This window comes from Pseudomonas sivasensis (assembly GCF_052938085.1).
Map to the genome: position 1 here is coordinate 205,857 of NZ_CP176442.1, position 26,960 is coordinate 232,816.

Here is a 26,960-nt window from a genome sequence, read left to right on the forward strand (position 1 = left end):
TACACAAATCCACCAATACCACTATCACTCCCTTTTGCCTTTCTGCCACAAGAGGGACGCATTGCCCGCCTAGCATGGCCTTCATCAGTTCGATGAGGTGCCACCATGAACACAGTCCTGACCCAACCCGGCGCGCCAATGAAAGTGCGCGGTATCCAGAAACGCTTCGGCGCCTTTACCGCGCTGGACCACGTGTCCCTGGACGTCGCCGCCGGCGAGCTGGTGTGTCTGCTGGGTCCGTCTGGCTGCGGCAAGACCACCTTGCTGCGTTGCATCGCCGGCCTGGAGCGCCAGGACAGCGGCGAACTTTACCTGGGTGATCGCGATGTTTCCCTGCTGCCACCTCAGGCGCGGGACTACGGCATTCTGTTCCAGTCCTACGCGCTGTTTCCCAACCTGACCATCGAAGCGAACATCGGCTACGGCCTCACCGGCAGTGGTCGCGATGAAGTGCGCCAGCGTGTTGGGCAGATGCTGGAACTGGTCGGTCTGGTCGGCAGCGAAAAGAAATACCCCGGCCAGCTGTCCGGCGGCCAACAGCAGCGCGTTGCCCTGGCCCGCGCCTTGGCGCCGGCCCCTTCGTTACTGCTGCTGGACGAACCCATGTCCGCCCTCGACGCCCGCGTGCGTGAGCACCTGTGCACCGAGCTGCGCCAGCTGCAACGGCGCTTGGGCATCACCACGCTGATGGTCACCCACAACCAGGACGAAGCCATGTTGATGGCCGACCGTATTGCCGTAATGAACAACGGTAAGGTCGAGCAATACGCCACGCCCCAAGAAATTTACGACCGCCCGGCCACGCCGTTCGTGGCGGAGTTTGTCGGCCAGGGCAACTGGCTGCCGTTCAGCCGCAACAGTGCCAGCCATGCCCAGGTCGGCGGGATGAACATGCGCCTGGCCGAGGATGCCGGTGTGGCCACGTCCGGCCGCCTGTTCTGCCGACCGGAAGCCATCAGCGTCAACCCGCCAGTGCATGAAGAAAACCTGTTCGCGGCCAAGGTCCGCGAGATCACCTTCCTCGGCAACCGCTGCCGCATGAGCTTTGAACTGGACCAACTGCCGGGCCACCCGCTGCTGGCTGAACTGGCCCCGGAGGCGATGCCGCGCCTGGGCGCCCAAGACATCTGGGTCGCCTTGCCGCCGCGCAGCCTGCAGGTGTTTGCCTGAGATGGCCGCTGTCATGACCCTGCCGCGGCAAGTTTCCCGCGCCGAAACCGGCGACCGTATTTTTGTGCTCGGCGGCAAACTGCTCTGGCTGTGCCTGCTCAGTGTTGCCGTGTTGATGCCGCTGCTGGCGATCTTCTGGCGCGGCTTCAGCAGCGAGGCCGGGCAGGGCGGTGGCCTTGTGGCCGCTCGGGAATTAATCACCAGCGAGAACTTCCACTGGCTGCTGGGCAATAGCCTGAAAGTCTCCCTCAGCGTGGCGGCCATTGTCGTACCGCTGGCCTACCTGTTTGCCTACGCGCTGCAACGCACGTTGATTCCAGGCAAGGCGATCTGGCGAGGCCTGTCGCTGCTGCCGTTGATGGCACCGTCGATGCTGCCGGGCATTGCGCTGGTTTATCTGTTCGGTAATCAGGGCATGCTGCGCGGGCTGCTTTCGGACAACATCTACGGCTTCTGGGGGATTGTGCTCGGGGAAGTGATCTACACCTTCCCGCACGCGTTGATGATCCTGCTGTCGGCGCTGTCCCTGGCGGATGCGCGGCTGTTCGATGCCGCCTCCAGCATGGGCGCCAGCCCGGCACGGGCGTTTCGCAGCATCACCTGGCCGGCCACGCGCCAGGCGGTGTTCGCCGCATTCTGCCTGGTGTTCACCTTGACCATTACCGACTTCGGCGTGCCCGTGGTGGTCGGTGGTGATTACCAGGTGCTGGCGTTGGAAGCCTACAAGGCGGTGGTCGGCCAGCAACAATTTGGTCGCGGCGCGTTGATCGGCATGGTGTTGCTACTGCCGGCGCTGTTCAGTTTTGGCGTGGATGCGTGGTTGCGCCGGCGTCATGGCGACGCCATGAGTGGCCGCGCCCAGGTGTTCCAGCCCACGCCATCGCGGGTAAGGGATGGCTGCTACCTGGCCATCGTCCTACTGATCTGCGCCGTGTTGCTGCTGGTGTTCGGCATGGCGGTGTACTCCTCGCTGGTGAAATTCTGGCCGTACAACCTGTCGCTGTCGCTGAACCACTACCAGTTTGAAGACACGGCGGGCGGCGGCTGGCTGGCCTATCGCAACAGCCTGCGCATGGCCTTGTGCACGGCACTGATCGGCAGTGTGCTGATCTTCACCGGCGCCTATCTGATGGAAAAAACCAAAGGTCAGAAGGGCCTGAACCTGGCGCTGCGCATGCTCAGCTTTGTCCCGATGGCCGTGCCGGGTTTGGTGCTGGGCCTGGGCTACGTGTTCTTCTTCAACCTCAACGGCAACCCATTGCACGTGTTCTACGGGACCATGACCCTGCTGGTGGTGTGCACCATTGCTCACTATTTGACCACTGCGCAGATGACCGCCACCACCGCGTTGCGCCAGCTGGACGCCGAGTTTGAAGCCGCCGCGCTGTCGCTCAAGGCGCCGCTGTACCGTCATTACCTGCGCGTCACCGTGCCGATCTGCCTGCCGGCGCTGCTGGACATCGTGCGCTACCTGTTTGTATCGGCGATGACCACCGTGTCCGCCGCGATCTTTCTCTACAGCCCCGACACCATCCTCGCCGCCGTCGCCGTGTTGAACATGGACGACGCCGGCAATGTGGGCGGCGCGGCGGCCATGTCGACCCTGATCCTGTTCACCTCGGCCGGCGTCTCGCTGCTGCTGGCGTGGGCCTCACGTGGCGCGCTGCGCCGATCCCAAGCCTGGCGCCAGACCGCGCCCGGCCAATAACCCTTAAAGGAGGTATTCCATGTTCAAGCCCCTGGCGCTGGTCGCTGCCGTACTCACTGCATTCAGCCTGAATGCCTTCGCCAAGACCGAGCTGACCGTGTACACGGCCCTCGAAGCCGAGCAGTTGAAGACCTACAAAAAGGCCTTCGAGCAAGCCAACCCTGATGTTGAAATCAAGTGGGTACGCGACTCCACCGGCATCATCACGGCCAAGCTGCTGGCCGAGAAAGATCGCCCGCAAGCCGACGTGGTCTGGGGACTGGCGGCCTCCAGTCTGGCGATCCTCGACCAGCAGGGCATGCTCGACAACTACGCGCCGAAGGACCTGGACAAGATCGGCAAAAACTACCGCGACGCTGCCAACCCCCCGGCCTGGGTCGGCATGGACGTGTGGGCCGCGACCATCTGCTTCAACACCGTCGAAGCCGAGAAACAGGGCCTGACCAAGCCGGTGAGCTGGCAAGACCTGACCAAGCCTGAGTACAAGGGCAAGATCGTGATGCCCAACCCGGCGTCGTCCGGCACCGGTTTCCTGGACGTAAGCGCGTGGCTGCAGACCTTCGGCGAGAAACAAGGCTGGCAGTACATGGACGACCTGCACCAGAACATCGGCCAGTACGTTCACTCCGGTTCCAAGCCTTGCAAGCTGGCGGCTTCGGGGGAATTCCCGATTGGTATCTCGTTTGAATACCCGGCGGTACAGCTCAAGCGTCAGGGCGCGCCGCTGGACATCATCCTGCCCAAAGAGGGCCTGGGTTGGGACATCGAAGCGACTGCCGTGATCAAGGGCAGCGCCCATGCCGACGCGGCGAAGAAGCTGGCGGACTTTTCTGCCAGCCCTGCGGCGATGGAGTTGTACAAGGACAACTTTGCCGTGCTCGCCCAGCCGGGAATCGCCAAGCCGCAGACCGAATTGCCGGCGGACTACGAGCAGCGTTTGATCAAGAACGACTTCGGCTGGGCCTCCAAAAACCGCGACAGCATCCTGACTGAATGGCGTAAGCGTTATGACGGAAAGTCGGAGAAGGTAGCGGGTCAGTAAGGTTTTCGTTAGGGCTGATGGCCCTAGCGGGAGCAAGCCCCCTCCCATAGTCGACCGAGTTCCTGCATGAGAATGCGGTCAACTGTGGGAGGGGGCTTGCCCCCGATGGCGGTCTTGAAAACAGGACATCACTAAATGACACACCACAGCGACCTGCTGATCATCGGCGCCGGCATCCTCGGCCTTTCCCACGCTTATGCAGCCGCCAAACGCGGCCTCAAGGTCAAAGTCTTCGAGCGCAGCGCCACGCCGTTGGGCGCCTCGGTGCGCAACTTCGGCCAGGCTCTGGTCACCGGCCAACCACCGGGGCCGATGCTCGACCTGGCGCGGGAAAGCCGTGAGATCTGGGGGCAGTGGGCGCAAGTCGCCGGGCTGCAACTTAAGCGCAACGGCTCGTACTTGTTCGCCCGCACCGAAGCTGAAGAACACCTGCTGGAAGCCTTCTGCGCCGGTCGCGCGCAGGAGTACGGCTATAACGTCGAGTTGCTGCAAGGCGCAGCAATGAAGGACCTGTACGGCGGCCAGTTCCGCCACCACCGCGCCGCGCTGCATGGCAAGGACGATCAACAGCTGTATTCGCGCGAGGCGATTCCGGCGCTGATCAACTACCTGACGCAAGCGCTGAACGTGGAGTTTCATTTCTCCACGCTCGTGCGCGACGTGGAGCCGGGGCAACTGCACAGCACGGCGGGGAGCTTTCGTGGCGAGCAGATCATCGTCTGCTCCGGCCACGATTACCAAACCCTGCTGGCCGAATCGATTGCGCCGCTCAACCCGCAGGTCTGTCGCCTGCAAATGCTGCGCGCCCGGCCGGTGCTCAACCTGAACCTGCAACACGCCTTGCTCACCGGCCTCAGTTGCGTGCATTACGGTGCTTTCGCCGACTTGCCGGAAGCCGCGCCGGTGCAGGCGCAGATCCTTCGCGAAGCACCGTACCTGCATGAGCATGGCATTCACTTGCTGATCAGCCCGACGCCTCACGGCGAACTGATCATCGGCGATTCCCACGAGTACGGCAGCGATGCGTCGCCCTTCAACGCCGAACAGGTCGATGACTGGATGATCGAACTGGCCCAGCAGACCCTGGGCTGCAAGATCCAGGTGGTGGAGCGTTGGCAGGGCGTATATGGCTCGCGTGGACCGGCGCCGTTCTCGTTCTTGCGGGCGGCGCCAGGCGTGAGTGCAGCGTTGATGCACACCGGCGTGGGCATGAGCGTGGGACCAGCGATGGCCGAGCGCAATATCCGCGCGTTGTGTGGGGAGGCGTGATGAACCGGGAACAGGTGATTACCGACGTCTTTGGTTTGTACGAACTGCACGGCACGGCGGACTACATCGGCGAGCCGGTGTCGCAGATCGAACACATGTCCCAGGCCGCGCAGTTGGCCATGGCAGAAGGTTTCGATGATGAAGTGGTATTGGCAGCGTTCTTCCACGACATCGGCCATCTCTGCGGCCAGGGCGGCGCGAACATGGGCGGTTATGGCGTGGTCAGCCATGAGCGGTTGGGGGCGGATTACCTGCGTCGGGCAGGGTTCAGCGAACGCATGGCCAGGCTGGTGGAATATCACGTGCAGGCCAAGCGCTACCTGACCTTCAGCCAGCCGGATTACTACGCGCGCCTGAGCGAAGCCAGCCGTCGAACCTTGGCTTATCAGGGCGGCGTGATGACGGCCGATGAGGCACGGGCCTTCGAGCAAGACCCGCTCTGTCACGTCAGTCTGCGCATGCGCCACTGGGACGAACAAGCCAAGGACATGCACGTGCCGCTGCTCGACCTTGAAGTGCTCAAGGCCAAGGCCCGCAAGGTGCTGGCAGCTTAGGTCTCGTCGAGGCGTTGGGCCAGGGCCTCGATTTGCTCTTGGCGCTCGGCCTGGCTCAGCTTGGCGTGGGGGTTGAGCGACGACCATTGCGGATGGGCACGGGCTTTGTGCAGCGCCTCCGGCAACTTGCCTTCGCGCCAGGTTTTGTCCTGGGGCGTATCGACCTTGATGCTGTGCATCGCCGCGTGGCCGCGCACGCTCAGGGCCTTGAGCAACTGGCGTTGGCGCAGGGCGAGCAGGCGCAGGACGCTATCATCGACGGTCAACTCGCGTTGGCCCTTGATCTTGCCCAGCAGGCGGCTGCCATAGCTGCGCGCGGTTTGCAGCGCGCCCCCGGCGATGGCACCGGCCAGGGCAGCGGCGCCCAGCGTCAGCCCGCCAACCAGCAGATCCACGCCGGCACCCGCCGCCGCGCCGGCAGCGATCCCGCCACCCACGCGCACGCCGAGTTGCTTGAGGGTTTCCGGGTTGAACAGGTCGTCGCCCCAGCGGCCATCCAGCAGTGGCAAGTCGCTGGCGGCCGCGTCTTGTGGGCGGAAACCGAACAGCTTGAGCAGGGCCTCCACACATTTTTGTTCGCGCTGGCGCACGGCCTTGCGCAAATCGCCGATGGCTTGCTGCTCATCTTCAGTGACCACGCTGCGCCTGCACGCGGCGCAGTCGATCAATAATTCGGCGATCAACCGCGCTGCGCTTTGCTGGCGGGCCTGGCGTTGGGCTTGCTGATCAAGGACCAAGCGTTCCAACTGCGGTCGTGCGTTTTCCAGCAGCAGGGCCAGACTTTCATACAGACGACGCTCGCCGTCTTCCGGCGGCGCGACGCTGTCGAAACGCACCAGCGCATGCAGGCCGAGGCGGGCCAGGGCTTCGCGCCAGTCCGGTTCGCGGTGGTCGCTGCTGCTGACGAAATTGAGCACCGGCAGCAAGGGTTTGCCGCAACTGGCTAGTACTTGCAGCTCATCGCGGTACTTGGCCAGCACCGGCTCGCGGGCATCAATCACATACAGACCGGCGTCCGAGGCCAGCAGTTGGCGCAGCACTTTGGCTTCCTGCTCGAAACGCTGGCGCGCTTCGCTGCCTTCGAGGAACCGCGCCAGGCGCGCCGGGCCGTCCAAGCGTTCGCCAGGTCGGTCGAGACGTTCCAGGTAATCAAGCAGGGCGATGGCATCTTCCAGGCCGGGCGTGTCGTACAGCTCCAGCAGGGCTTCGCCGTCCACCGACAGGCGCGCGCCTTCTACATGCCGCGTGGTGCTGGGACGATGGGAGACTTCACCGAAGCCCACATCCCGGGTCAGGGTGCGCAGCAGCGAGGTTTTGCCCACGTTGGTGTGGCCGACCACGGCGAGTTTCAGCGGTTTAGTCATGACCGGTCTCCAGCCAGTTCAACGGCGCGCAGTCGGCGAAGGGCAGCTCCAGCTGATGCAGCGCGGTGTGCCAATCGCCGAGGCGTTCGGCATCCAGCGCTTGGCCGGGCGGCGCTTGCAGCAGCCAGACGCGGGTGGCTGCGGCGCTGCGCGCGAGTTCGGCGATCAGCGCGAGGCTGCCGCGATCCGGCGAACGGCGGGGGTCGCAGGCGATGGCCAAGCGCGCGGGCGGGAAGCGGGTGAGCTGCTCCAACAGCTTGTTGCGCGATTCACGGCTGTCTAGGATGCCGGCGTTTTTCACTTGGGCTGGTAGCTTGGGCGGCCAGGGGTGTTGGTCGTCCAGCTCGATGGCCACCAGCAGGGCGCCGTCGCTTTCCAGCTCGCTGACGCCGCCGGTAACGTGGTGCAGTTGCTCGGGCGCGGCGTCGTTGACGCCGAGGCGTTCACTGCTTGGCATCAGGCGTTCACGCAGTTGGCTATAGCCCGGTAGGTTCAGGTCCAGACGCAAGGCCGCGCGTCCTGCTTTCCAACGCCACAGGCACAACAGGGCGAGGATGATTCGGGGCAGCAGGCCGTAGACCAGCAACACGCCCACCAACCAAGCGGCCCAGGCTTGGCGGGCGCTTTCGATATTGAGGGCGGAGTCGCCGCTGGCGCGGATCATCTCGACGGTCGGTACATTGAAACCAAGCACAGCGGGCAGGGCACCGAGGGCCTGGGTGACGGCGACGAAGGTGTCGGCACCGAGAATGGTGGTTTCCCACACAAAGCCGTAGCGCCTTGTGGCGAGCAGTGTCAGCAGAATGACCAGCGCGCTGAGCAATGCCAGTAGCCACAGTCCGTTGACCAGCACACCGACTGCCCAGCGATTGAGTTTCTGGCGCTGCAACAACAGCAATAACGCCGGGGCCAATTGCGCGGCCTTGGCGTCACGGGCGAGTTTTTCACTGAGCCACAGCCATAAGCGACCAAGGCTGGCGCTGTGCTCTCCAGCAAACAGCAGGCCCAGTGCCCAGCTTATCAACAGGATCAGGTTCAAACCGAGCAGGCTGCCCAGGGCCCAGAACACATTCACCGGGGCCAAGCCGTTGCCCAGTGCCGCGAAGGCCAGCCCGGCGCCGCTGATAACGGCGACTAGCGCCAGCAGCGCCAGTGCCAAACGCGCACCTTGCAGCCAGCGGGTGAGGGCGGCAGTCAGCCCATCGCGCTCGGCCAGATGCAAGGCGCGATGCTGGATGCGCGTCGGCAGATCGCCGCCAGCCGTGCGGGCCAGGCGGTTGGCTTCCAAGTCTTCCAGGGCGCCTGCGTGTTCTTCACGCAGGCGCACGGTTTCTGTCAGCCAGAGTTTTTGCAGCGGGTTCAGTGCAGTCACGCGCCGTCCTGTTGAGCAAGTGAGGTTGGAGCATAACCGCTAGGTCTTGGCTCTGGTATTCTCGTCGCCATGAAAAAAACTCTCCCTTTAAGCCTGATCGCAGCCCTCGGTGAAAACCGCGTGATCGGCGTCGATAACAGCATGCCCTGGCATTTGCCGGGGGATTTCAAATATTTCAAGGCCACCACCCTTGGCAAGCCAATCATCATGGGGCGCAAGACCTGGGATTCTCTGGGGCGACCGCTGCCTGGGCGCTTGAACCTGGTGGTCAGCCGTCAGACCGATCTTAAGCTTGAAGGTGCGGAAGTTTTTCCGTCACTCGATGCCGCCGTGGCGCGGGCTGAAGCCTGGGCGCTGGAGCAGGGCGTGGATGAGTTGATGCTGATCGGTGGCGCGCAGCTGTATGCGCAGGGGCTGGAGCAGGCGGATCGGTTATATCTCACGCGCGTGGCGCTGAGTCCGGAAGGGGATGCGTGGTTTCCGGAGTTTGATGCGAACCAGTGGACGTTGGTTTCCAATCTGCCAAACCCAGCCGAAGGTGATAAGCCGGCTTACAACTTCGAAGTCTGGGAAAAAGTCTAAAAGCATCGGGGGCAAGCCCCCTCCCACATTGAAGTGCAGTCCAAATGTGGGAGGGGGCTTGCCCCCGATGGCGGTCTATCAGGCCTGCGCTAACTCCGCATGCTCATCTGCATCCAACAACGCCTTGTCCGTCTGCCCCATGATCTGGCTGGTAATTGCCCCTGCCGTCATCGAACCATTCACGTTCAACGCCGTACGGCCCATGTCGATCAGCGGCTCCACGGAAATCAGCAGCGCCACCAGTGAGACCGGCAAGCCCATGGCCGGCAGCACGATCAGCGCGGCAAACGTCGCACCGCCACCCACGCCAGCAACACCGGCCGAACTCAGGGTCACAATCGCCACCAGGGTCGCGATCCATAGCGGGTCCAATGGGTTGATGCCCACGGTCGGCGCCACCATCACCGCCAACATGGCCGGGTAGAGGCCGGCGCAACCGTTCTGGCCGATGGTCGCGCCGAACGAAGCAGCGAAACCGGCGATGGATTGCGGAATGCCGAGGCGGCGAGTCTGCGCCTCAATGCTCAGCGGGATAGCCGCCGCGCTGGAACGGCTGGTGAAGGCAAACGTCAGCACTGGCCAGACCTTGCGGAAGAAGCGCAGCGGGTTGATCCCGGCCAGCGACAGCAGCAGGCCATGCACCACGAACATCAGGCCCAGGGCCAGGTACGACACCAGCACGAAACTGCCGAGCTTGATGATGTCTTGCAGGTTGGAACCGGCGACCACTTTGGTCATCAGCGCCAATACGCCGTACGGGGTCAGTTTCATCACCAGGCGCACCAGACGCATCACCCAGGCTTGCAGGGTGTCGATGGCGTTGAGCACTTTCTGGCCTTTTTCCACGTCATCCTTGAGCAGTTGCAGCGCGGAAACCCCCAGGAATGCAGCGAAGATCACCACGCTGATGATCGACGTCGGCTTGGCGCGGGCCAAGTCGGCAAACGGGTTTGACGGCACAAACGAGAGCAGCAATTGAGGGATGTTCAGGTCGGCGACCTTACCTGCGTAATCACTCTGGATCACTTGCAGGCGCGCCATTTCCTGGGTGCCGGCCACCAGGCCCTCGGCGGTGAGGCCGAACAGGTTGGTCAAACCGATACCGATCAATGCCGCAATCGCGGTGGTGAACAGCAGCGTGCCGATGGTCAGGAAGCTGATCTTGCCCAAGGACGCTGCGTTATGCAGGCGCGCCACAGCGCTGAGGATCGAGGCAAATACCAGCGGGATCACGATCATTTGCAGCAACTGCACGTAGCCGTTACCGACTAGGTCGAACCAGCCGATGGAGGCCTTGAGCACCGGGTTGCCGGCACCGTAAATGCTGTGCAGCGCCACACCAAACGCCACGCCCAGGACCAGGGCAAACAGAACCTTCTTGGCGAGGCTCCAGTTTGTGCGACGGGTTTGTGCCAGGCCCAATAGCAGGGCCACGAACACGAGTAAGTTGAGAATCAGGGGCAGATTCATTGAAGCTCCGTTGAGAAGGCAGCCAATCGCGTGAGCCTGCGATTGCGAACCGGAAATCCTAACAGCTTGAAATATATTGATTTAATACCAATATGGAATGGTGACTGTCGTTTTTGGAATAAGCCTTTGACGCTCAGGCGTATGCCGTTGGCGGGATCAGGACGCGCGCGGTCGCGCTCAACATGGGAACTGTCACGAGGATTTGTTAGCGTCGATGTCTTTCACTCAGGGAGACAACGTCTATGAAGCTCGCGCCGAAACTACTGGTATCCGCCGCACTTTGCCTGGGACTCGCCAGCCAGGCGTTTGCCGCCACGGAGTTGAAACACTGGCCCGCACCTGCGGCCAAGCAACTGAACGACATGATCGCCGCCAACGCCAACAAGGGTAACTACGCGGTGTTCGACATGGACAACACCAGCTACCGCTACGACCTCGAAGAGTCCCTGCTGCCCTACATGGAAAACAAGGGCCTGATCACTCGCGACAGCCTTGATCCTTCGCTCAAGCTGATGCCGTTCAAAGACACGGCCGACCATAAGGAAAGCCTGTTCAGTTACTACTATCGCCTGTGCGAAGTGGACGACATGGTCTGCTACCCCTGGGTCGCCCAGGTGTTTTCCGGCTTCACCCTCAAGGAACTCAAGGTTCAGGTGGATGAGCTGATGGCGTCCGGCAAGCCCGTGCCGGTCAGCTATTTCGAAGGCGACGTGGTGAAGAAGTCCGAGGTGCAGCCGCCGAAAGTCTTCACCGGCCAGACCGAGCTGTACAACAAGCTGATGGAAAACGGCATCGAGGTGTACGTGATGACGGCCGCTTCCGAGGAACTGGTGCGCATGGTCGCGGCGGATCCGAAGTACGGCTACAACGTCAAACCTGAAAACGTCATCGGCGTGACCACCCTGCTCAAGGACCGCAAGACCGGCGAGCTGACCACCGCCCGCAAGCAGATCACCGCCGGCAAATACGATGAGAAAGCCAACCTCGGCCTGGAGCTGACCCCCTACCTGTGGACCCCGGCGACCTGGATGGCGGGTAAACACGCGGCGATCCTCACCTACATCGACGAATGGAAAAAACCGGTGATCGTCGGTGGCGACACGCCGACCAGCGACGGCTACATGTTGTTCCACGATGTAGACGTCGCCAAGGGCGGCGTGCACCTGTGGATCAACCGCAAAGACAAATACATGACCCAACTCAACGGCATGATGGCCAAGCATGCTGCGGCGCAGGCCAAGGAAGGGTTGCCGGTGACGGCGGATAAGAACTGGGTGATCGTCAAGCCGGATGAGATTCAATAACCACGGCTCTACGCCGGTAAATGTGGGAGGGGGCTTGCTCCCGATAGCAGGGTGCCAGTCGGTGCATGTGTTGACTGACCCATCTATATCGGGAGCAAGCCCCCTCCCACATTGTGATCCTCAGTGTTTTGGAGAATTGCTCCAGGCAAAAAAATGCCCCGCACTTGGCGGGGCATTTTTATTGGGGCGAGGCTTACAGGCCGTCGAGCATCGCCTTGTTACGCACAGCACCCTTATCGGCGCTGGTGGCCAGCAGGGCATAAGCCTTCAGCGCGGTGGTCACTTTACGTGGACGTTTTTCAACCGGCTTCCAGCCTTTCTTGTCCTGCTCGACGCGGCGTGCAGCCAGTTCTTCATCGCTGATCAACAGGTTGATCGAACGGTTCGGAATGTCGATCAGCACCTTGTCGCCATCCTGCACCAGGCCAATCGCGCCACCGGCAGCGGCTTCTGGCGAAGCATGGCCGATGGACAGGCCCGAGGTGCCGCCGGAGAAGCGGCCGTCGGTCAGCAGGGCGCAGGCTTTGCCCAGGCCTTTGGATTTCAGGTAGGACGTCGGGTAGAGCATCTCCTGCATACCCGGACCGCCTTTCGGGCCTTCGTAGCGGATGATCACGATGTCGCCTTCTTTCACTTCGTCGGCGAGGATGCCGCGAACCGAGCTGTCCTGGCTTTCGTAGATCTTGGCGCGACCTTCGAAGACGTGGATGGACTCATCCACACCGGCGGTTTTCACCACACAGCCATCGAGGGCGATGTTGCCGTAGAGCACGGCCAGGCCGCCTTCTTGGGAGTAGGCGTGTTCGACACTGCGGATGCAGCCGTTTTCACGATCGTCGTCCAGGGTGTCCCAACGGGTCGACTGGCTGAACGCAGTCTGAGTCGGGATGCCCGCCGGGCCGGCCTTGAAGAAGGTATGCACGGCTTCGTCGTCAGTCTGGGTGATGTCCCACTTGGCGATGCCTTCGGCGAGGGACTTGCTGTGCACGGTCGGCAGGTCAGTGTGCAGCAGGCCGCCACGGGCCAGAGAGCCTAAGATCGAGAAGATCCCGCCGGCGCGGTGCACGTCTTCCATGTGGTACTTCTGGATGTTCGGCGCGACTTTGCACAGTTGCGGCACGTGACGGGACAGGCGGTCGATGTCGCGCAGGTCGAAATCGATCTCGGCTTCCTGGGCGGCGGCCAGCAAGTGCAGGATGGTGTTGGTGGAACCGCCCATGGCGATGTCCAGGGTCATGGCGTTTTCGAACGCCTTGAAGTTGGCGATGTTGCGCGGCAATACCGAGTCATCGTTCTCGGTGTAGTAACGCTTGCACAGCTCGACGATGGTGCGGCCGGCCTGCAGGAACAACTGCTCGCGGTCGCTGTGGGTCGCCAGGGTCGAACCGTTGCCCGGCAACGCCAGGCCCAGTGCCTCGACCAGGCAGTTCATCGAGTTGGCGGTAAACATGCCGGAGCACGAACCGCAGGTCGGGCAGGCGCTGCGCTCGTATTCCGCAACCTTCTCGTCAGAAGCGCTGGAATCGGCGGCGATGACCATGGCGTCGACCAGGTCCAGGCCATGGGAGGCGAGCTTGGTCTTGCCGGCTTCCATCGGGCCGCCGGAGACGAAGATCACCGGGATGTTCAGGCGCAGGGAGGCCATCAGCATGCCGGGGGTGATCTTGTCGCAGTTGGAGATGCAGACGATGGCGTCGGCGCAGTGCGCGTTGACCATGTACTCCACGGAGTCGGCGATGATCTCGCGGCTTGGCAGCGAGTACAGCATGCCGTCATGGCCCATGGCGATGCCGTCATCCACGGCGATGGTGTTGAATTCTTTTGCTACGCCGCCAGCGCGTTCGATCTCGCGGGCGACCAGTTGGCCCAGGTCCTTGAGGTGGACGTGGCCCGGTACGAACTGGGTAAAAGAGTTGGCAATCGCGATGATCGGCTTCTTGAAGTCGTCATCTTTCATCCCCGTGGCACGCCACAGTGCGCGCGCGCCGGCCATGTTGCGGCCGTGGGTGGATGTTTTCGAGCGGTAATCAGGCATTGGAGCACTCCGGGCGGCTAATCGGTATCAAAGGGGAGTGAGCTTCTAGTGACGTCTGGAACACCCGAAAAATGGCCCTGGTGTCCGGAAGTTGCCGCAAACGTGACGGGATCGCCGTGCGCATTGGCCTTGAGCTCATAAACCCGCCGGGGGATGACTGGCGATGAATAGGGCCGATTCTACACCGCTGGCGGCTGGAGGGAACGGGGCAATACTCATGTCCGTGGGCTTTGTTTAGACTAGCGACCCTTTGCCCCCCACCCCTCTCCAAAGGAATTGGAATGCCCGGTATCCATCGTTTTCTTGGGTTTTACCTGCTGATCGGTCTGATCCAGGGAATCGTCTTCAATTACTCCGATCAGCTCTATCGCTTGAGCGAAACTCTGTTTTTTGTCACCTACACCGTTGTGTTGGTCGGCGGTACCACCTTGCAGTTGCTGGGGGAAAAAGCTCTGCGGTGGCGGTCGCTGCTACCTACGCTGGCGTTCACCCTGTTGATGGGCGGCATGACGCTGTGGGTCTGTTACGGCCTCGACCATGTCGGCAATAGCCGTTGGGCGATCAATTCCTGGTTTATCAGCGTGATGTTGTTGAGTTATGTCTGTGCCACGTTTTTGTTCGCCTGGCCCGCCGAAAAAGGGCAGCGCTGGCGTTATGAGGACCTGTTTCAGCAGGCCTGGAACAGCGTGTTCATCGTGCTGTACGCCCTGATCCTGGTGGGGGTGTTCATGTTGTTGCTCAAGCTATGGGGCCGACTGTTCCTGATGCTGGGCATCGAATTTTTTGAGCATCACTTCTGGAGCCAGCGATTCCTGTGCATCAGCTTGCCGTTGGTGTTCGCCCTGGGCATGTACCTGGCCGCGCGCAGCGAGAAAGTCATCGGCCAGATGCGCGGCATGCTGTTCAGCGGCTGTGGCTTGTTGTTGCCGTTGATCGCCCTGATCAGTCTGCTCTTTACCCTGACTTTACCGTTCACCGGGCTCCAACGAATTTGGGCGACGGGTTATTCAACGCCCATTCTGCTGGTGCTGGCAGGTGCGCAGCTGTTCTTGCTCAACGGTGTTTTTCAGGAGGGTGTTCAGCCTCGGCCGTACCCCAAATGGTTAACTCGTTTTATCGAGTTGAGCCTGCTGTGTCTGCCGATTCTCGCCGCCATCGCGTTTTATTCGAGCTGGCTGCGGGTGGAGCAATATGCCTTGTCGCCGCAACGCTTCATTGCGCTGGCGGCGGCGCTATTGTGTGGCTTGTACGGCCTGGCGGCCGTTTGGGCGGTGGTGTTGCGTTCGCCGATCTGGCTCGCCAACTTGCGGGTGACCAACCCGGCCCTGGCGTTGCTGTTTTGTGGGCTGGTGGTGTTGGTCAATACGCCGATCCTCGATCCGGTACGTTTGAGCGTCGACGATCAGGTCCGGCGTTTGCTCGACGGGCGCACCAAGGCTGAAGCGTTCGATGCGGACTACTTGCGGTTTGGCCTGGAGAAAGCAGGCGAGGAGGCGTTTGCAAAGTTGCAGGTCGACTTGGATCAGGAACGCATTCTGGACCCGGATTCACGCCGCGCCTTGCGTGAGCGGATGGACGACACGGCGCTGAGTTTCACCGAGCGTTATGCAAAGGAACAGGCGGAGCGGCCCAAGCCCGAACTGGAATGGATCGGCCCGGAGCCCAAAGGTAGCGAGCAATTTGCCGAGCTCAGCCTGAGCACGGACTCCCCTTGCGAGTTGGGTTGCGTGCTGTGGGCGGTCGACCTGGATCAGGATGGCCAACCCGAAGTGCTGGCAATGCCGAGCACCAGTTATCGTCACGACTCCAAGCCGCCACGCATTTTCGTGCTGGATGAGAAGGGCGAATGGGACGATCGCGGTCCGTTGTTGTGGACGCAGCTGCCGGACGGTTATGTCGACACGGAGACGCTGATCCACGATATCCGCGAAGGAAAGGTTTCGCTGGTCAAACCCCGTTATTTGCAGTTGCAGACCAGCGATATGCTGCTTACGCCGGTGATTCGGGAGCCTTAGCGGCCCGCACGGCTGTTGGTCATCAGCCCCCACAGGCTGAGCACAATGAACCCGATGGCGATGGTGATGAGCAGATAATCGCCGGCCTGTGCCAGTGCGGCGCTGCTGATGGCCGCCGTGAGAAACATGATGCTGTTCCCGGCCGATGCCGCGGTGCCCGCACTGCTTGAGAACAACAGCATCGCTGCGGAAATCGCAGCAGGCCGAACCAGGGTCACGGCCAGGGCGCTGATCAGCATTGGGATGAGCAAGGTCACGGTGCTGATGGCTTTCAGGCTCACGATCAGGGTTAACAGTGCGCCAGCAACGAGCAGTAGTCCGAGACCGATGTTGATTTGCCGGGACAGCGTCATGCGTTTTTGCAGGTGCGAGGCTGCGACGCCCCCGAGCAGGTAGGCCACGCCATACACCATCAGCACCAACGCATATTGGTACTCGGACAGCTTCAGCGCATCCATGAAAATCAGCGGTGTCACGCTGATCAAGGCGAAATAGCAGGCAAACACCAGGGCGGCGATCCACCAATAGCGCAGAAAGTCGCGATTGGCGGCGACTGCTTTGAGCGTGCCCAGGATCGAAACGGGTACGCGGTGCGGGCTGGCAGCCTGGGAAGGCAGAATGCAGAACGCATGGATCAACATGCCCAATGCCATGAGCGCAAACCCATAGAAGCTCCCTTGCCAGTCGAAGGTGGTTTGCAGCCAGGAGCCGATCAGTGGTGATAGGGCGACAAACGAGCCGCTCAGGGTCATGTAATAGAGGCGTACCCGGGCTCGGTCCTGTTCGTCGAACAGGTCTTCCACCAGTGCATGGCCCAACACGAAGAAGCCGCAGCCCATGGCCTGCACCGTGCGAAACAGCAGGAACGTCAGGTAATCCGGGGCCATTGCGCAGCCTATCGCCCCGAGGATCGACAGCGTTATGCAGCCGAGCAGCACTTCCTTGCGACCCCATTTATCCGACAGCGGGCCAGTGACCAGTTGGGAGATCGAAAACACCAAAGTGAACAGGCTGATGGACAGTGCGATGTCTGCGCTGGGCGTATCGAACTGCGCAGACAGGGCGGGAAACGAGGGCAGCAGGATATTGATCGGGAAGAAGCTGATCAGGGAAATGCAGGTGATTAGGATGAAGCGGGAGAGAGACGGCCCAGACATTGTTTTTGTTTTCCGGAGTAAAACCAGAAACCGATACTAGTCTGCGAAAAGTGGAATTCAATCAAAAGCGTTGAGAGAAATTTCCTGAGTAGACGTGGCTTGCTTGGGTAGGAAAAGTTTTCACGGCAACCACAAAACAAATGTGGGAGGGGGCTTGCCCCCGATTGCGTAGTGTCAGCCCCCTATTAGCTGGCTGACACACGGCTATCGGGAGCAAGCCCCCTCCCACATTTTTATCTGTGCTTGCCTGTTAGCTATTCGGCAACAACCGGCACGTAATGCTCTTGATGTACCGCGTCTCGACAATCGCCGGGTGCACCGGGTGATCCGGACCCTGGCCGCCACGCTCAAGCATCTGGATATTGCGGTCCAGATGACGGGCGCTGGTCAGCAGAATGTTCTGCAGGTCGTCTTCCGGTAGGTGCATGGAGCACGAGGCGCTGACCAGGATGCCGTCCTTGCTGAGCAGACGCATGGCTTGCTCGTTCAGGCGGCGGTAGGCGCCTTCGCCGTTCTTCATGTCTTTTTTGCGTTTGATGAAGGCCGGTGGGTCGGCGACGATCACGTCGAAACGCTCTTCGCTGGCTTTCAGTTCTTTCAGCGCTTCAAAAACATCGCCTTCGATGCAGGTCATTTTTTCGGCAACGCCGTTCAGCGCAGCGTTGCGCTCTACGCCGTCGAGGGCGAAGGCGGAAGCGTCGACGCAGAACACTTCACTGGCCCCAAAGGCTGCTGCTTGCACGCCCCAGCCGCCGATGTAGCTGTACAGGTCGAGTACGCGTTTGCCTTTGGCGTATGGGGCCAGGCGTGCGCGGTTCATGCGGTGGTCGTAGAACCAGCCGGTTTTCTGGCCTTGGATCACTGGGGCTTCGAATTTCACGCCGTTTTCTTCCAGCGCGACCCACTCAGGCACCAGGCCGAACACGGTTTCGACGTAGCGGTTGAGGCCTTCGGCGTCGCGCGCGGCGGAGTCGTTCTTGAACAGGATGCCGCTTGGCTTGAGCACTTGGGTCAGTGCTGCGATCACGTCTTCCTTGTGGGCTTCCATGGTCGCCGAAGCGATCTGCACCACCAGGATGTCGCCGAAACGGTCGACTACCAGGCCCGGCAGCAGGTCGGAATCGCCGTAGACCAGGCGGTAGAACGGCTTGTCGAACAGGCGATCACGTAGGGACAGGGCAACGTTGATGCGGTGCACCAGCAGCGACTTGTCCAGCGGCAACTTGATGTCGCGCGACAGCAGGCGTGCGCAGATCAGGTTGTTCGGGCTCATGGCCACGATGCCCAGGGTCTTGCCGCCGGCCGCTTCCAGGATAGCCTGGTCGCCTGCCTGGAAGCCGTGAAGAGGTGTGGCGGCCACATCGATTTCGTTGCTGTAGACCCACAAGTGGCCGTTGCGCAAACGACGATCGGCGTTGGCTTTGAGACGCAGGCTTGGCAGGGACATGACGTCGCTCCGGAAAAAAGAGCGGGAGTATACCTTGTTGCGTAGGAAATCGCGGCGCCGCCGGACATGTGGCCAGCACCCAAATTTGGTCCGGCTCCATCCGGTTTTTGAGGTGTCGGTCAGCTTTGCTTAGGGGGTAGAATCCTCGCCTAGCCCAGAGTGTGTACTTATGTCCCAAGAGCTTTCCGCCGAACAGATCCAGCAGGCCCTGCAAGGCATCAGCGTACCGCCCCAACCGCAAATCATGGTGGATTTGCAAATGGAGCAGTACATGCCTGACCCGGACCTGGAAGTGATCGCACGGTTGATCTCCCAGGATCCCGGCCTGTCCGGCGCGTTGCTGAAGATTGTCAACTCACCGTATTACGGCCTGAGCAACAAGATTGCCTCGATCCAGCGCGCAGTGAACCTGTTGGGCAGCCGGTCGATCATCAACCTGATCAACGCGCAGTCCATCAGGGGCGAGATGAGCGACGACACCATCGTCACCCTCAACCGCTTCTGGGACACCGCCCAGGATGTGGCCATGACCTGCCTCACACTGGCCAAGCGCACGGGTTCCCAGACCGTAGACGAGGCCTATGCCTTGGGCTTGTTCCACGATTGCGGGGTGCCGTTGATGCTCAAGCGCTTCCCCAACTATATGACCGTGCTGGAGCAGGCCTACGCCAATGCCGGCCCTGACTGCCGCGTGGTCGACACCGAGAACAATGCGTTCAACACCAACCATGCGGTGGTTGGCTACTACACCGCCAAGTCCTGGCGCCTGCCGGAACATGTGACCGATGCCATCGCCAACCACCACAACGCCCTGGCGGTTTTCAGCGATGAGTCGTCGCGCAACCCGCAGGTGAAGAACCTGCTGGCAATCCTGAAGATGGCCGAGCACATCTGCTCGTCCTACCGGGTGCTGGGCAACCAGTCGGTTGACCATGAGTGGAACGCCATCGGCCCTCTGGTGCTGGACTACGTGGGCCTGTCGGATTACGACTTCGAGAGTATGAAGTTGTCGATCCGCGAACTGGGCGCGCACTGACTCCCCCCTTCAAGAGGTACACATGCCCGAGTTACCAGAAGTCGAAACCACCCGGCGCGGGATTGCGCCGCACCTGGAAGGCCAGCGCGTCAGCCGCGTAGTGGTACGTGAGCGGCGCCTGCGCTGGCCAATCCCGGAAGACTTGGACGTGCGCCTGTCCGGGCAGCGCATCGTGCTGGTAGAGCGGCGGGCCAAGTACCTGTTGATCAATGCCGAGGTGGGCACCTTGATCAGCCACTTGGGCATGTCAGGCAATTTGCGCCTGGTGGAAGTCGGTATGCCAGCGGCCAAGCATGAGCATGTGGATATAGAGCTGGAATCGGGCATGGCCCTGCGCTACACCGACCCTCGGCGCTTTGGCGCGATGCTCTGGAGCCAGGATCCGCACAACCATGAGTTGCTGATCCGTCTGGGGCCGGAGCCGTTGACGGACCTGTTTGATGGCGAGCGCTTGTTTCAACTGTCCCGCAGGCGGTCGATGGCGGTTAAGCCGTTCATCATGGACAACGCGGTGGTGGTGGGCGTGGGCAATATCTATGCGACGGAAGCGCTGTTTGCGGCGGGGATTGATCCGCGTCGTGAGGCGGGTGGCATTTCACGCGGGCGGTATTTGAAGCTGGCGATTGAGATCAAACGCGTGCTGGCGGCCGCCATCGAGCGGGGCGGCACCACGTTGCGGGATTTTATCGGCGGGGACGGGCAGCCGGGGTATTTCCAGCAGGAGTTGTTCGTCTACGGCCGGGGTGGCGAGGCGTGCAAGGTCTGTGGGACTGAGTTGCGCAACGTGGTGCTGGGGCAGCGGGCGAGTGTCTTTTGCCCCAAGTGCCAGAGCTGATTGTTGTGTGATGGCGGATATAACCATCGGGGGCAAGCCCCCTCCCACATTTGAAATGCATTACAAGTGTGGGAGGGGGCTTGCCCCCGATAAGGCCCTGACAGGCGCTGAAGAACCTCAGGCCTTACCGGTAATCTTCCGGTACTTCTCCATCAGTTCCTCTTCAGTCTCCGGACGCGCCTCATCCAGCGGAATGCAATCCACCGGGCACACCTGTTGGCACTGAGGTTCGTCATAGTGGCCGACACACTGGGTGCACAGGTTCGGATCGATCACGTAGATCTCCTCACCTTGGGAAATGGCAGCGTTCGGGCACTCGGGTTCGCAGACGTCGCAATTGATGCAATCGTCGGTGATGATTAGGGACATGGAAACTCCTGCCAGGGCTGTCAGCCAGGGCATCTGAAAACTAATGCGCGCAATTGTGCCGCATTGGCGCCCGCAGTGCGAGCCGGTCTGACTTGTGGCTTTTGATTTTTGTGGTGAGCGGGCTTGCCCCGCGCTGGGCTGCGAATTAGCCCCAATCCAGGCGACCGGGGTTCACCTAAAGCTACGCAGTGCTCTTATTGGGGGCTTCTCAGCCCGGCGCGGGGCAAGCCTGCTCACTACAGGTAAACCGGCAAACCTCGGCTACTTCTTGAAGCGCAGCGTCAGCGCGTCCGCCACGGCAGGGTGCACGAACTTGGTGATATCTCCGCCCAAAGCGGCGATTTCACGGACTAACGTCGAGGAAATGAACGAGTAACGTTCCGAAGGCGTGAGGAACAGGCTCTCAACGTCCGGCGCCAGTTGGCGGTTCATGTTGGCCAGTTGGAATTCGTATTCGAAGTCCGATACCGCACGTAGGCCGCGCAGGAACACATTGGCGTTCTGCTCTTTGGCGAAGTGCGCCAGCAGCGTCGAAAAGCCCACGACTTCGACGTTAGGCAGGTGCTTGGTGACCTCACGCGCCAGCTCCACGCGCTGTTCCAGGGGAAACAGCGGGTTTTTCTTGGGGCTGGCCGCGACCGCGATGATCACATGGTCGAACAAGCGAGAGGCGCGTTCGACCAGATCGCCATGGCCTTTGGTAATCGGGTCGAAGGTTCCTGGGTACAACACTCGGTTCATCGCGTCGTCCTGGCGGAGTCCGTTGGGGAACCGGATGGTATCGCAGCCATCCCGGTCGGCCAAGTCGACTTATGTAGATACATGCCGCTGATCGAGCGTTTTTTCATGCTGTTTTCAGACGTTCGGCCAATGCTGTGGCCAGTTGGGCGGTCAATCCGTACACCGACAATTGGGGGTTGGCCCCAATGCTGGTGGGGAATAACGAGCCATCGTGGATCGACAGATTACGTAATTGGTGATGGCGACCCAGGCTGTCGGCCACGGCGTTTTTCGGGTCTTCACCCATCGCGCAACCGCCCATCACATGGGCGCTGCCCAGGGTCGTGCGATGCAGTTCCAGGTTCAAACCGTCAATCAGTTCGCGGGCTTGCGCCAAGGTGTTTACGTAGCGCGCATCGTGATGCAGCGGCTTGACCGACTTGGCCCCCGCTGCAAACTGAATTTCGGCCATGCTGTGAAAGGCCCGGCGCAGGCCGTCCCAGGCGTAGGGTGAAACCTGATAATCGAGAACGGGAGTGCCGTCGCCCCGCAAATCTACCGTTCCACCAGGGCTGTCGGGGTGAAAACCGTCGCGCAAAAGGGCGAGCATGGCGTGAGTATTCGGCAATTGGCTCATGTCCAGCGCATTCCCGGTGCCGTAACCGCCGAACAGCGTGCTGGCCAATCCTGGGTGTAAGGGCGGCGCTTCCAGCTTGTAGGACATTTTGCCGGTCGTGCCGTCCTGCCATTGGAAGTGATCGGAGTAGATCGACTGCGGTGCACCGTAGAACGGGTTGATCACCTCGTCGAACAACCCGGCGGAGAAATTCACAAGGTGCAAAAAGGTGCGCTTGCCCAAGCGCGAGTGCGGGTCGGGTGCGTCCGAGCGCATCAGCAACGCCGGGCTGTTGATACCGCCGCCCGACAGGACGTAGTGTTTTGCCTTGACTGTGATCTTGCGCCCGGTCGGCGATACGCAGCGCTCATCCATGGCCACGCATTCCAGGCTGCTGATGGTGTCGCCGCTGTATTTGAGGTGTTCGGCGCGGGCCAGGTAGAGCAACTCGCCGCCTTTCTCCAGGGTGGACGGTATGGTGGTCACCAGCATCGATTGCTTGGCATTGACCGGGCAACCCATGCCGCAATAGCCCAGGTTGAAACAGCCACGCACATTGCGCGGGATCACATGCCAGCTGTAGCCAAGTTTTTCGCAGCCTTTGCGGATCACGTCATTGTTGGCGTTCGGCGGCATGGCCCAAGGCGCGATGCCCAGGCGTTGTTCCATTTTTTCGAACCACGGCGCCATCTCGGCGCTGCTGTGGCCTTTGACCGCGTATTCACTGGCCCAGTGAGAGAGGGTGGCGTCCGGGGTGCGGAAGCTGGAGGTCCAGTTGATCAACGTGGTGCCGCCCACTGCCCGACCCTGCAGGATAGTAATCGCGCCGTCCTTGCTCATGCGGCCGATGCCTTCCTGATACAGGCTGGTGTAGGCCTCGTCCTCCAGCAACTTGAAATCGCTGCTGGTCTTGAGTGGGCCTTCCTCGATCAGCAGCACTTTATAGCCGGCAGCGCTGAGGATCTCGGCCGTGGTGCCGCCACCGGCGCCGCTGCCGATGATGGCGACGTCGGCTTCCAGCGTCAGGTCATTGTCGAGGGCGGCGCCGTTGTGGGTTTTCCAGCCACGGGCCAGGCCTTCGCGGAACAGATCGGGTACGGGCATCAGGATCGTCTCTTGTTTTTATTGTTGGGGGGATGCGGATCAGATCTTCGGCGGGCCGGGATAGCCGCAATGGGCCCAGGATGCTGGCTGGAAGTACCAGGCCATGATCACCAGCTTGAGCAATGAGCCCTGGCCCATGCGCAGCAGGTTCAGGTAGCTGTTTTCCCAGCGGTGCAGGAAGTTGTGGATCTGCTCTGTGCTGGCGTTCTCCCAACTGCCCCAGATACCGGTCAACGGACCTCGGGTGATGGCCATGCCCAATACGTCGAACAGCTGCTGGGTGAGCTTGAACATCTCGGGCGACAGGCGCTGCAGGCTGAAATCGAGTTTTTTCAGAGTGTCTTCGACGCCGTTGGCCACCTCCTGGGCGCTGGCTACACCTTCCAGCAATACCGGAATAACCGCGCGTAAAAACGGCAGATCGCTGCTGCGCAACAGGGCAAAGCCGCTGGCCGGTGTGCTGCTGGAACAGCCGCTGAGGCTGGCGCCAAGCCCGGCGGTGGCGAGGAAGGCGCTGGCGCACAGGCCTATTTTCAAGACGCCGCGCCGCGAAAGCGTGGGTGAATCAGTCAGGCTAGGGTTCATTGTTATTGTTATCCCGTGGGTGGCGGTGTCAGCGAACGAACAGCTTCTGGATCAACTTCTGAATAGCCTTGCCATAAGGCGGGTAGATCAACTTAGCGGCGTTCAGGCGCTGCTTCACCAGCACACCCTTAGCCTTGCTGAAGGTCAGGAAACCTTCATGCCCGTGGTAATGGCCCATGCCCGAAGGGCCGATGCCGCCAAATGGCATGTCGTCCTGGGCCACGTGCAGCAGGGTGTCGTTCAGGCACACGCCGCCGGAATGGGTCTCGTGCAGCACTCTGTTCTGTTCGCCCTTGTCGTAGCCGAAGTAATACAGAGCAAGCGGGCGAGGGCGTTGGTTGATGTAGGCAAACGCCTGGTCGATACCGCGATACGGCACGATCGGCAGCACTGGGCCGAAGATCTCGTCCTGCATCACAGTCATGTCGTCGCTGACATCCAGCAGCAGGCTGTGGGCCATGCGGCGCGCCTGGCCTTGCTCGTACAGCGGAATCAGCGTCGCGCCTTTATCGGTGGCGTCCTTGACGTAGCTATTGAGCCGAGCCAATTGCCGTTCATTGATGATTGCGGTGTAGTCCGGGTTGTCTGCCAGGGTCGGATAAAATCCGCGAACGGCTTTGCTGTAAGCCTCGACGAAGCCCTCGACACGGTCTTCTGGCACCAGCACGTAATCCGGCGCCACACAGGTTTGCCCGGCATTCAAGGCTTTGCCGAAGGCGATGCGTTCGGCGGCGTCCTTGAGCGGTACATCGGCGGAAACGATGGCTGGCGACTTGCCGCCCAGCTCCAGGGTGACCGGCGTGAGGTGCTCGGCCGCTGCGCGCATCACGTGTTTGCCGATGCTGGTGGCGCCGGTGAACAGCAGGTGGTCGAAGCGCAGCTTGGAAAACGCCATGCCCACGTCGGCTTCCCCCAACACCACGCACACCAGATCCTCGGGGAAGATTTTCGCCAACAGGGTTTTGAGTAGTTCGCCGGTTGCGGGAGTGGACTCGCTGAGCTTGAGCATCACCCGGTTACCTGCCGCCAACGCGCCGACCAACGGCCCGATGGCCAGGTACAGCGGGTAGTTCCACGGCACGATCACCCCGACCACGCCCAGCGGTTGGTAAATGACCTTGGCTGAGGCCGGTTGAAAGGCAATGCCTACAGCACGGCGGGAAGGTTTCATCCAACCTTTGAGGTGTTTGCTGGCGTAGTGAATGCCATGCAGGCTTGGCATCAATTCGGCGAAAAGGGTCTCGTCGGCGCTGCGGTGGCTGAAGTCCTGGCTGATTGCGTTGATCAGCGCCTGACGCTCGTCGCTGAGCAGGTCGCGCAGGGCCTTGAGCCATTGCTGGCGTTGTGCTGCCTGCGGCATGGGGTTGGCGGCGTAGGCGCGACGTTGAGCGTCGAACAGGCCCTGGAGCTGATCCAGCACCTGGGAATCTTGCAGGTAGGCAACGTTGGCAGACATGGCGCAGCACCGATTGTTATTGGTCTGCCTGGATTTTTAGAGTCATTGCTCTAAATTGTCAAATAACATTGCGGCAACATGCAGATTTATCCTGGCAAGGATAGGTCGTAAGATGCGCCATCACGTGTATAGAAGCTGATTCCCCTATGGCACCACGAGTAAAGACCAGCGAGCGCATTGTGCAAACCAGCCTGGAGCTTTTTAACCAGCAGGGTGAGCGCAGTATCAGCACCAACCATATCGCCGCCCATATGGAAATTTCGCCGGGCAACCTGTACTACCACTTCCCCAACAAGCAGGCGATCATCGCCGTGCTGTTCCGTGAATACGAAGCGCTGGTAGACAGTTTTCTGCGTCCGCCACAGGGGCGCGCCGCGACGGTTCAAGACAAACGTTTCTACCTGCAGGCCCTGCTGGCCGGGATGTGGCGCTATCGCTTCCTGCATCGCGACCTTGAACATCTGCTGGAGAGCGATCCCGAGCTCGCCACCGGTTATCGGCGCTTTTCCCAGCGTTGCCTGACCCAAGGCAATGCGATCTACCGGGGGTTCGTCGACGCTGGCATCCTCAATATGGACCCTGTTCAAACCGAAGCATTGACCCTCAACGCCTGGATCATCCTCACCTCGTGGGTGCGTTTTCTGTGCACCACCAATGAAAATTCTGCCCATTTGAGCGCCGAAGCCATCAAGCGCGGGGTGTATCAGGTGCTGGTGCTGGAGGCCGGTTTTGTCACGCCTCAGGCGAAAGAGGACGTGGATGCGCTGTTCAAAGAGTTTTACGTGCCGCTGAACCAGGCACTGGAAGAAGTGAAGTAGGCCTTTCCCACTGCATTCGTAGGAGTTCGTCATGCCGCTTGCCCAACTGATCAGTCCCCAGCAATTGGCCGAGCGCCAGAAGTCGACCGGGCTGGTGATCCTGGACTGTCGTTTTGCCTTGGAAGACCCGGATTACGGACTTTGCAGCTACGCCGAAGGGCATATCGACGGCGCGCAATATGCCGACCTGGAACGCCATCTCAGCGGCCCGGTAATCAAGGGCGTGACCGGTCGCCACCCATTGCCGGCGGCGGACACTTTTGCCGAGCAATTGCGGGCCTGGGGCATCCATGCCAATACCGACGTGGTGCTCTATGACGACGGCCCCGGCGCATTTGCCGCCCGCGCCTGGTGGCTGCTGGCCTGGCTGGGCAAGCGCGATGGCGTGTTTATCCTGGATGGCGGCCTCAAGGCCTGGCATGTAGCTGGTTTCCCGTTGAGCCTGGACGCGCCGGTGACAGAGCCTGGCACCTTCGCGGGTACGCCGGACAATCATCTGTTGCTGGACGCCGAACACCTGCAAAAACGCTTGGGCCAACCCGGCCTGACCTTGATCGATGCCCGTGCCCAAGCGCGTTTTCGCGGTGACGTTGAACCTATTGATCCGATTGCCGGGCATATCCCCGGTGCGCAATGTGCGGCGTTCAACGAAAACCTGGGCAGTGATGGACGTTTCCTGCCGGCCGACCAACTCAGGCAACGCTTCGCCGCGCAGTTGCAAGGCCGCTCGCCGGAAGATCTGGTGGCGTACTGCGGCTCGGGTGTGACGGCCTGCCACAACCTGTTCGCCCTGAGTCTGGCGGGTTATCCGTTGGGCAAGTTGTATGCGGGGTCGTGGAGCGAGTGGATTACCGATCCTGCGCGGGCAATTGCGACTGGCGACTGATTTACCGGTCGTGTAAACCCAATCCAAATATGGGAGGGGCTTGCCC

General features: G+C 61.2%; 23 protein-coding genes. 12 read left to right on the forward strand and 11 right to left on the reverse strand.

Features of this window, described 5'->3' with window-relative positions; genetic code table 11:
- Positions 1-105 precede the first annotated feature (105 nt).
- From ACKZ62_RS01000 to ACKZ62_RS01020, 5 genes are all read left to right on the forward strand, one after another.
- Positions 106-1,170, forward strand: coding sequence for a putative 2-aminoethylphosphonate ABC transporter ATP-binding protein (locus tag ACKZ62_RS01000; RefSeq protein WP_032884191.1), 1,065 nt, complete (start codon positions 106-108; stop codon positions 1,168-1,170).
- A 1-nt stretch (position 1,171) separates the two neighbouring features.
- Complete coding sequence (locus ACKZ62_RS01005; protein WP_032884190.1) at positions 1,172-2,878, forward strand: putative 2-aminoethylphosphonate ABC transporter permease subunit; 1,707 nt, start codon at positions 1,172-1,174, stop codon at positions 2,876-2,878.
- 19 nt (positions 2,879-2,897) lie between these two features.
- Positions 2,898-3,920: a putative 2-aminoethylphosphonate ABC transporter substrate-binding protein gene (locus ACKZ62_RS01010; RefSeq protein WP_095185149.1), complete on the forward strand. Its 1,023-nt coding sequence runs from the start codon at positions 2,898-2,900 to the stop codon at positions 3,918-3,920.
- A gap of 135 nt (positions 3,921-4,055) precedes the next feature.
- Positions 4,056-5,189: a TIGR03364 family FAD-dependent oxidoreductase gene (locus ACKZ62_RS01015; protein ID WP_032884185.1), complete on the forward strand. Its 1,134-nt coding sequence runs from the start codon at positions 4,056-4,058 to the stop codon at positions 5,187-5,189.
- The gene (locus ACKZ62_RS01020) at positions 5,189-5,743 is read left to right on the forward strand and encodes a phosphonate degradation HD-domain oxygenase (RefSeq protein ID WP_122681960.1); all 555 of its coding nucleotides are present in this window, start codon (positions 5,189-5,191) and stop codon (positions 5,741-5,743) included. Before ACKZ62_RS01015 ends, ACKZ62_RS01020 begins: the two co-directional genes overlap by 1 nt.
- On the opposite strand, the gene ACKZ62_RS01025 is transcribed toward ACKZ62_RS01020, so the two are convergent.
- Positions 5,740-7,107, reverse strand: coding sequence for a DUF3482 domain-containing protein (locus ACKZ62_RS01025; RefSeq protein WP_032884183.1), 1,368 nt, complete (start codon positions 7,105-7,107; stop codon positions 5,740-5,742). The two genes, ACKZ62_RS01020 and ACKZ62_RS01025, sit on opposite strands and share 4 nt — an antisense overlap.
- A complete protein-coding gene (locus tag ACKZ62_RS01030; RefSeq protein ID WP_447096228.1) occupies positions 7,100-8,479 on the reverse strand; it encodes a DUF2868 domain-containing protein in 1,380 nt (459 codons plus the stop codon). The genes ACKZ62_RS01025 and ACKZ62_RS01030 overlap by 8 nt, the downstream gene beginning before the upstream one ends.
- A gap of 69 nt (positions 8,480-8,548) precedes the next feature.
- Here ACKZ62_RS01030 and ACKZ62_RS01035 point away from each other — a divergent pair, with 69 nt between their 5' ends.
- Entirely contained in the window at positions 8,549-9,061 is a 513-nt protein-coding gene (locus ACKZ62_RS01035) for a dihydrofolate reductase (RefSeq protein ID WP_095185145.1), read from the forward strand.
- A 78-nt stretch (positions 9,062-9,139) separates the two neighbouring features.
- Here ACKZ62_RS01035 and ACKZ62_RS01040 read toward each other — a convergent pair whose 3' ends face one another.
- Positions 9,140-10,531 (reverse strand): L-cystine transporter, encoded by a 1,392-nt coding sequence (locus ACKZ62_RS01040; protein WP_447096229.1) that lies wholly within the window; start codon positions 10,529-10,531, stop codon positions 9,140-9,142.
- A gap of 242 nt (positions 10,532-10,773) precedes the next feature.
- Here ACKZ62_RS01040 and ACKZ62_RS01045 point away from each other — a divergent pair, with 242 nt between their 5' ends.
- Positions 10,774-11,835: an HAD family hydrolase gene (locus ACKZ62_RS01045; protein WP_095185144.1), complete on the forward strand. Its 1,062-nt coding sequence runs from the start codon at positions 10,774-10,776 to the stop codon at positions 11,833-11,835.
- Between the two features lie 193 nt (positions 11,836-12,028).
- Here ACKZ62_RS01045 and ilvD read toward each other — a convergent pair whose 3' ends face one another.
- On the reverse strand, positions 12,029-13,870 hold the full coding sequence (gene ilvD, locus ACKZ62_RS01050; RefSeq protein ID WP_032884175.1) for a dihydroxy-acid dehydratase: 1,842 nt from the start codon (positions 13,868-13,870) through the stop codon (positions 12,029-12,031).
- 281 nt (positions 13,871-14,151) lie between these two features.
- On the opposite strand from ilvD, the gene ACKZ62_RS01055 reads away from it, so the two are divergent.
- On the forward strand, positions 14,152-15,885 hold the full coding sequence (locus ACKZ62_RS01055) for a DUF4153 domain-containing protein (protein WP_447096230.1): 1,734 nt from the start codon (positions 14,152-14,154) through the stop codon (positions 15,883-15,885).
- Here ACKZ62_RS01055 and ACKZ62_RS01060 read toward each other — a convergent pair.
- Together ACKZ62_RS01060 and ACKZ62_RS01065 are read right to left on the reverse strand one after the other, a co-directional pair.
- On the reverse strand, positions 15,882-17,042 hold the full coding sequence (locus tag ACKZ62_RS01060) for an MFS transporter (protein ID WP_122763938.1): 1,161 nt from the start codon (positions 17,040-17,042) through the stop codon (positions 15,882-15,884). The genes ACKZ62_RS01055 and ACKZ62_RS01060 overlap by 4 nt on opposite strands.
- Before the next feature lie 250 nt (positions 17,043-17,292).
- The gene (locus ACKZ62_RS01065; RefSeq protein WP_053127951.1) at positions 17,293-18,489 is read right to left on the reverse strand and encodes a class I SAM-dependent rRNA methyltransferase; all 1,197 of its coding nucleotides are present in this window, start codon (positions 18,487-18,489) and stop codon (positions 17,293-17,295) included.
- A gap of 169 nt (positions 18,490-18,658) precedes the next feature.
- On the opposite strand from ACKZ62_RS01065, the gene ACKZ62_RS01070 reads away from it, so the two are divergent.
- Together ACKZ62_RS01070 and mutM are read left to right on the forward strand one after the other, a co-directional pair.
- On the forward strand, positions 18,659-19,525 hold the full coding sequence (locus ACKZ62_RS01070) for an HDOD domain-containing protein (RefSeq protein WP_032884170.1): 867 nt from the start codon (positions 18,659-18,661) through the stop codon (positions 19,523-19,525).
- A 22-nt stretch (positions 19,526-19,547) separates the two neighbouring features.
- Positions 19,548-20,360, forward strand: coding sequence for a bifunctional DNA-formamidopyrimidine glycosylase/DNA-(apurinic or apyrimidinic site) lyase (gene mutM, locus ACKZ62_RS01075; protein WP_095185142.1), 813 nt, complete (start codon positions 19,548-19,550; stop codon positions 20,358-20,360).
- Between the two features lie 117 nt (positions 20,361-20,477).
- Here the strand turns inward: mutM and ACKZ62_RS01080 are convergent, their stop codons facing one another.
- The 5 genes from ACKZ62_RS01080 to ACKZ62_RS01100 form a co-directional block, all read right to left on the reverse strand.
- Entirely contained in the window at positions 20,478-20,729 is a 252-nt protein-coding gene (locus tag ACKZ62_RS01080; RefSeq protein ID WP_032884168.1) for a YfhL family 4Fe-4S dicluster ferredoxin, read from the reverse strand.
- A gap of 261 nt (positions 20,730-20,990) precedes the next feature.
- Entirely contained in the window at positions 20,991-21,470 is a 480-nt protein-coding gene (gene coaD / locus ACKZ62_RS01085; protein ID WP_003176711.1) for a pantetheine-phosphate adenylyltransferase, read from the reverse strand.
- A gap of 103 nt (positions 21,471-21,573) precedes the next feature.
- The gene (locus tag ACKZ62_RS01090) at positions 21,574-23,169 is read right to left on the reverse strand and encodes a GMC family oxidoreductase (RefSeq protein WP_032884166.1); all 1,596 of its coding nucleotides are present in this window, start codon (positions 23,167-23,169) and stop codon (positions 21,574-21,576) included.
- A 39-nt stretch (positions 23,170-23,208) separates the two neighbouring features.
- Positions 23,209-23,754 carry a twin-arginine translocation pathway signal protein gene (locus tag ACKZ62_RS01095; RefSeq protein WP_099601701.1) on the reverse strand — a complete coding sequence of 182 codons (546 nt, stop codon included), beginning with the start codon at positions 23,752-23,754 and terminating at the stop codon, positions 23,209-23,211.
- A gap of 28 nt (positions 23,755-23,782) precedes the next feature.
- On the reverse strand, positions 23,783-25,210 hold the full coding sequence (locus ACKZ62_RS01100) for a coniferyl aldehyde dehydrogenase (RefSeq protein ID WP_447096231.1): 1,428 nt from the start codon (positions 25,208-25,210) through the stop codon (positions 23,783-23,785).
- A 146-nt stretch (positions 25,211-25,356) separates the two neighbouring features.
- Here ACKZ62_RS01100 and ACKZ62_RS01105 point away from each other — a divergent pair, with 146 nt between their 5' ends.
- Complete coding sequence (locus ACKZ62_RS01105; protein WP_095185138.1) at positions 25,357-26,028, forward strand: TetR/AcrR family transcriptional regulator; 672 nt, start codon at positions 25,357-25,359, stop codon at positions 26,026-26,028.
- A gap of 31 nt (positions 26,029-26,059) precedes the next feature.
- Positions 26,060-26,914 carry a sulfurtransferase gene (locus ACKZ62_RS01110; RefSeq protein WP_032884160.1) on the forward strand — a complete coding sequence of 285 codons (855 nt, stop codon included), beginning with the start codon at positions 26,060-26,062 and terminating at the stop codon, positions 26,912-26,914.
- The last annotated feature ends 46 nt before the right edge of the window (positions 26,915-26,960 follow it).